The organism is Escherichia sp. E4930 (genome assembly GCF_005845405.1).
Lineage (GTDB): Bacteria > Pseudomonadota > Gammaproteobacteria > Enterobacterales > Enterobacteriaceae > Escherichia.
Map to the genome: position 1 here is coordinate 1 of NZ_VCDZ01000043.1, position 5,308 is coordinate 5,308.

The window sequence follows — 5,308 nt, forward strand, 5'->3', positions numbered from 1 at the left end:
TCCCTGACTCCTTGAGAGTCCTGAAGGAACGTTGAAGACGACGACGTTGATAGGCCGGGTGTGTAAGCGCAGCGATGCGTTGAGCTAACCGGTACTAATGAACCGTGAGGCTTAACCTTACAACGCCGAAGATGTTTTGGCGGATGAGACATCGATAAGTAAGCTTGATAACAGATTAGATTAACCGGCGTAAGCGGGTTAATAAACAGAATTTGCCTGGCGGCCGTAGCGCGGTGGTCCCACCTGACCCCATGCCGAACTCAGAAGTGAAACGCCGTAGCGCCGATGGTAGTGTGGGGTCTCCCCATGCGAGAGTAGGGAACTGCCAGGCATCAGATAAAGCAGAAGGCCATCCTGACGGATGGCCTTTTTGCGTTTCTACAAACTCTTCCTGTCGTCATATCTACAAGCCATCCCCCCGCAGATACGGTAAACTAGCCTCGTTTTTGCATCAGGAAAGCAGCTATGAACCACTCCTTAAAACCCTGGAACACATTTGGCATTGATCATAATGCTCAGCACATTGTATGTGCCGAAGACGAACAACAATTACTCAATGCCTGGCAGCATGCAACCGCAGAAGGACAACCCGTTCTTATTCTGGGTGAAGGAAGTAATGTACTTTTTCTGGAAGACTATCGCGGTACGGTGATCATCAACCGGATCAAAGGTATCGAAATTCATGATGAACCTGATGCGTGGTATTTACATGTAGGAGCCGGAGAAAACTGGCATCGCCTGGTAAAATACACTTTGCAGGAAGGTATGCCTGGTCTGGAAAATCTGGCATTAATTCCTGGTTGTGTTGGTTCATCACCTATCCAGAATATTGGGGCTTATGGCGTAGAATTACAGCGAGTTTGCGCTTATGTTGACTGTGTTGAACTGGCAACAGGTAAGCAAGAGCGTTTAACAGCTAAAGAGTGCCGTTTTGGCTATCGCGACAGTATTTTTAAACATGAATACCAGGACCGCTTCGCCATTGTAGCCGTAGGTCTGCGCCTGCCAAAAGAGTGGCAACCTGTACTAACGTATGGTGACTTAACTCGTCTGGATCCTACAACAGTAACGCCACAGCAAGTATTTGATGCGGTGTGTCATATGCGCACCACCAAACTCCCTGACCCAAAAGTGAATGGCAATGCAGGTAGTTTCTTCAAAAACCCTGTTGTATCTGCCGAAACGGCTAAAGCATTACTGGCACAATTTCCAACAGCACCAAATTACCCTCAGGCGGATGGTTCAGTAAAACTGGCAGCAGGTTGGCTTATCGATCAGTGCCAGCTAAAAGGGATGCAAATGGGGGGGGCTGCGGTGCACCGTCAACAGGCGTTAGTTCTCATTAATGAAGACAATGCAAAAAGCGAAGATGTCGTGCAACTGGCACATCATGTAAGACAGAAAGTGGGTGAAAAATTTAATGTCTGGCTTGAGCCAGAAGTTCGCTTTATTGGTGCATCAGGTGAAGTTAGCGCAGTGGAGACGATTTCATGAAGGATAATACCGTGCCACTGAAATTAATCGCGCTGTTAGCGAATGGTGAATTTCACTCTGGCGAGCAGCTGGGTGAAATGTTAGGAATGAGCCGGGCGGCTATTAATAAACACATTCAGACACTGCGTGACTGGGGCGTTGATGTCTTTACCGTTCCGGGTAAAGGATACAGCCTGCCTGAGCCCATCCAGTTACTTAATGCTGAACAGATATTGAGTCAGCTGGATGGCGGTAGTGTAGCCGTGCTCCCAGTTATTGACTCCACGAATCAATATCTCCTTGACCGTATCGGAGAGCTTAAATCGGGCGATGCCTGCGTTGCAGAATACCAGCAGGCTGGCCGTGGTCGTCGTGGTCGGAAATGGTTTTCGCCTTTTGGCGCAAACTTATATTTGTCGATGTTCTGGCGTCTGGAACAAGGTCCGGCGGCGGCGATTGGTTTAAGTCTGGTTATCGGTATCGTGATGGCGGAAGTATTACGCAAGCTGGGTGCAGATAAAGTTCGTGTTAAATGGCCTAATGACCTCTATCTGCAGGATCGCAAGCTGGCAGGCATTCTTGTGGAGCTGACTGGCAAAACCGGCGATGCGGCGCAAATAGTCATTGGCGCCGGGATCAACATGGCAATGCGTCGTGTTGAAGAGAGTGTCGTTAATCAGGGGTGGATCACGCTGCAGGAAGCGGGGATCAATCTCGATCGTAATACGTTGGCGGCCATGCTAATACGTGAATTACGCGCGGCGCTGGAACTCTTCGAGCAAGAAGGATTGGCACCTTATCTTTCGCGTTGGGAAAAGCTGGATAATTTTATTAATCGCCCAGTGAAACTTATCATTGGTGATAAAGAAATATTTGGCATTTCACGCGGAATAGACAAACAGGGCGCTTTATTGCTTGAGCAGGATGGAATAATAAAACCCTGGATGGGCGGTGAAATATCCCTGCGTAGTGCAGAAAAATAAGAAAGGGGAGCATTAGCTCCCCTGAAAATTATTTGCGTAGTCTGACCTCTTCTACCGCGTGATTAGCACTCTTCGTCAGGATTAAACTGGCGCGCTCGCGAGTAGGTAGAATATTTTGCTTTAAGTTCAGCCAGTTGATCTCTTTCCACAATGTCATGGCCGTCTTAATCGCTTCTTCTTTAGTTAATTTCGCGTAGTTATGAAAATAGGAATCCGGGTCTGTAAAAGCCCCTTCGCGGAATTTCAGAAAACGGTTGATATACCACGTCTGAAGTAAGTCTTCCGGAGCATCAACATATATCGAAAAATCGACAAAATCGGAAACAAATACATGATGTGGATCGTGTGGATAATCCATCCCGCTCTGTAAGACATTTAACCCTTCAAGAATTAAAATATCAGGCTGAACAACAGTTTTATCTCCATCCGGGATCACATCATAAATAAGATGCGAGTAAACAGGGGCTGTAACGTTTGGCACGCCGGATTTGAGATCGGAAACAAACTTCACCAGACGATGCATATCATACGATTCCGGGAAGCCTTTCTTCTTCATCAGGCCACGTTCTTTAAGCACTTTGTTGGGATGAAGAAAACCATCGGTGGTGATCAGTTCAACACGACGGTGTTCCGGCCAACGGCTTAATAGTGCCTGTAACACACGAGCAGTCGTACTTTTCCCTACCGCGACGCTACCAGCAATACTGATAATGTAAGGAATGCGTTGTCCGTTAGTGCCAAGAAACTGTTCCAGAACAGCCTGACGGCGCAGGTTCGAGCTTATATAGAAGTTCAGCAAACGCGATAAAGGCAAATAAATCTCGGCAACTTCTTCTAACGAGAGATCTTCATTTATACCTTTGAGACGGGCGATCTCATCTTCCGATAACGTCATAGGTACGGAATCACGCAGAGCTGCCCACTGGTTGCGGTCAAACTGTAGGTAAGGCGTCATTAACGTTTGCTCTTTTATACTCATAAGCATGTTTCTGGCGGTCATAGCTCTATCGGCAAAGCGATATTTGCCATGGCGCGTCACAGTTCTGTTGAATGGGTTAATGGGCAGGAGGGTAACACCAGATGGGGAGGAATAATAAGAAAAAATCTCTTCCAGGAAGCTATCGTTGAAAAGCAATGTGACAGATATTCCATCTGATAAAAAGAATTGTGTTTTAGCTGGCGCGCATTGTTAATGCAGAGTGATGCTGAAAAAGTATGCTAATCTGCTCGCAATTCGGCTGTTTATTCATCGTGTCGCGCAAAATGTGACCAATAAAACAAATTATGCAATTTTTTAGTTGCATGAACTCGCATGTCTCCATAGAATGCGCGCTACTTGATGCCGACTTAGCTCAGTAGGTAGAGCAACTGACTTGTAATCAGTAGGTCACCAGTTCGATTCCGGTAGTCGGCACCATCAAGTCCGGTGGGGTTCCCGAGCGGCCAAAGGGAGCAGACTGTAAATCTGCCGTCACAGACTTCGAAGGTTCGAATCCTTCCCCCACCACCAATTTCGGCCACGCGATGGCGTAGCCCGAGACGATAAGTTCGCTTACCGGCTCGAATAAAGAGAGCTTCTCTCGATATTCAGTGCAGAATGAAAATCAGGTAGCCGAGTTCCAGGATGCGGGCATCGTATAATGGCTATTACCTCAGCCTTCCAAGCTGATGATGCGGGTTCGATTCCCGCTGCCCGCTCCAAGATGTGCTGATATAGCTCAGTTGGTAGAGCGCACCCTTGGTAAGGGTGAGGTCGGCAGTTCGAATCTGCCTATCAGCACCACTTCTTTTCTCCTCCCTGTTTTTTCCTTCTGTTTATTGCATTCAACAAGTCGGGCATGTTGCCTGGTTGATGTGGTGATATCACCGATTTATCCGTGTCTTAGAGGGACAATCGATGTCTAAAGAAAAGTTTGAACGTACAAAACCGCACGTTAACGTCGGTACTATCGGCCACGTTGACCATGGTAAAACAACGCTGACCGCTGCAATCACTACCGTACTGGCTAAAACCTACGGCGGTGCTGCTCGCGCATTCGACCAGATCGATAACGCGCCGGAAGAAAAAGCTCGTGGTATCACCATCAACACTTCTCACGTTGAATACGACACCCCGACCCGTCACTACGCACACGTAGACTGCCCGGGGCACGCCGACTATGTTAAAAACATGATCACCGGTGCTGCTCAGATGGACGGCGCGATCCTGGTAGTTGCTGCGACTGACGGCCCGATGCCGCAGACTCGTGAGCACATCCTGCTGGGCCGTCAGGTAGGCGTTCCGTACATCATCGTGTTCCTGAACAAATGCGACATGGTTGATGACGAAGAGCTGCTGGAACTGGTTGAAATGGAAGTTCGTGAACTTCTGTCTCAGTACGACTTCCCGGGCGACGACACTCCGATCGTTCGTGGTTCTGCGCTGAAAGCGCTGGAAGGCGACGCAGAGTGGGAAGCGAAAATCCTGGAGCTGGCTGGCTTCCTGGATTCTTACATTCCGGAACCAGAGCGTGCGATTGACAAGCCGTTCCTGCTGCCGATCGAAGACGTATTCTCCATCTCCGGTCGTGGTACCGTTGTTACCGGTCGTGTAGAACGCGGTATCATCAAAGTTGGTGAAGAAGTTGAAATCGTTGGTATCAAAGAGACTCAGAAGTCTACCTGTACTGGCGTTGAAATGTTCCGCAAACTGCTGGACGAAGGCCGTGCTGGTGAGAACGTAGGTGTTCTGCTGCGTGGTATCAAACGTGAAGAAATCGAACGTGGTCAGGTACTGGCTAAGCCGGGCACCATCAAGCCGCACACCAAGTTCGAATCTGAAGTGTACATTCTGTCCAAAGATGAAGGCGGCC

4 protein-coding genes, 4 tRNA genes, 2 rRNA genes and 1 pseudogene are annotated in these 5,308 nt (G+C 48.5%); 9 read left to right on the forward strand and 2 right to left on the reverse strand.

Annotated features, from left to right (window positions below):
• The 4 genes from FFT88_RS24125 to birA all read left to right on the forward strand — a co-directional run.
• A 23S ribosomal RNA gene (locus FFT88_RS24125) occupies nucleotides 1-119 on the forward strand; the annotation flags it as partial.
• A 96-nt stretch (nucleotides 120-215) separates the two neighbouring features.
• Nucleotides 216-331, forward strand: a 5S ribosomal RNA gene (rrf, locus tag FFT88_RS24130).
• A gap of 134 nt (nucleotides 332-465) precedes the next feature.
• Nucleotides 466-1,494, forward strand: coding sequence for a UDP-N-acetylmuramate dehydrogenase (murB, locus tag FFT88_RS24135; protein WP_130210845.1), 1,029 nt, complete (start codon nucleotides 466-468; stop codon nucleotides 1,492-1,494).
• A complete protein-coding gene (gene birA, locus FFT88_RS24140; protein WP_135403478.1) occupies nucleotides 1,491-2,456 on the forward strand; it encodes a bifunctional biotin--[acetyl-CoA-carboxylase] ligase/biotin operon repressor BirA in 966 nt (321 codons plus the stop codon). Before murB ends, birA begins: the two co-directional genes overlap by 4 nt.
• A 28-nt stretch (nucleotides 2,457-2,484) precedes the next feature.
• Here the strand turns inward: birA and coaA are convergent, their stop codons facing one another.
• Together coaA and FFT88_RS25960 are read right to left on the reverse strand one after the other, a co-directional pair.
• Nucleotides 2,485-3,435, reverse strand: coding sequence for a type I pantothenate kinase (gene coaA, locus FFT88_RS24145; protein ID WP_000023076.1), 951 nt, complete (start codon nucleotides 3,433-3,435; stop codon nucleotides 2,485-2,487).
• Nucleotides 3,436-3,627: 192 nt separating this feature from the next.
• Nucleotides 3,628-3,778 (reverse strand): annotated as a pseudogene (locus FFT88_RS25960) (hypothetical protein); the annotation flags it as partial.
• Between the two features lie 19 nt (nucleotides 3,779-3,797).
• Between FFT88_RS25960 and FFT88_RS24150 the strand changes: the two are divergent.
• The 5 genes from FFT88_RS24150 to tuf all read left to right on the forward strand — a co-directional run.
• Nucleotides 3,798-3,873, forward strand: a tRNA-Thr gene (locus FFT88_RS24150).
• An 8-nt stretch (nucleotides 3,874-3,881) separates the two neighbouring features.
• Nucleotides 3,882-3,966 (forward strand) — tRNA-Tyr (locus FFT88_RS24155).
• A gap of 116 nt (nucleotides 3,967-4,082) precedes the next feature.
• Nucleotides 4,083-4,157, forward strand: a tRNA-Gly gene (locus FFT88_RS24160).
• Nucleotides 4,158-4,163: 6 nt separating this feature from the next.
• Nucleotides 4,164-4,239 (forward strand) — tRNA-Thr (locus FFT88_RS24165).
• Nucleotides 4,240-4,353: 114 nt separating this feature from the next.
• On the forward strand, nucleotides 4,354-5,308 hold a 955-nt coding region (tuf, locus tag FFT88_RS24170; RefSeq protein WP_001682451.1), incomplete at its 3' end, for an elongation factor Tu.

What these genes read in the sequence shown, in the direction of transcription:
- birA (WP_135403478.1), top strand. Translation starts at nt 1,491, where the DNA reads ATGAAGGATAATACCGTGCCACTGAAATTAATCGCGCTGTTAGCGAAT.
- murB (WP_130210845.1), top strand. Translation starts at nt 466, where the DNA reads ATGAACCACTCCTTAAAACCCTGGAACACATTTGGCATTGATCATAAT.
- coaA (WP_000023076.1), bottom strand. Translation starts at nt 3,435, where the DNA reads ATGAGTATAAAAGAGCAAACGTTAATGACGCCTTACCTACAGTTTGAC.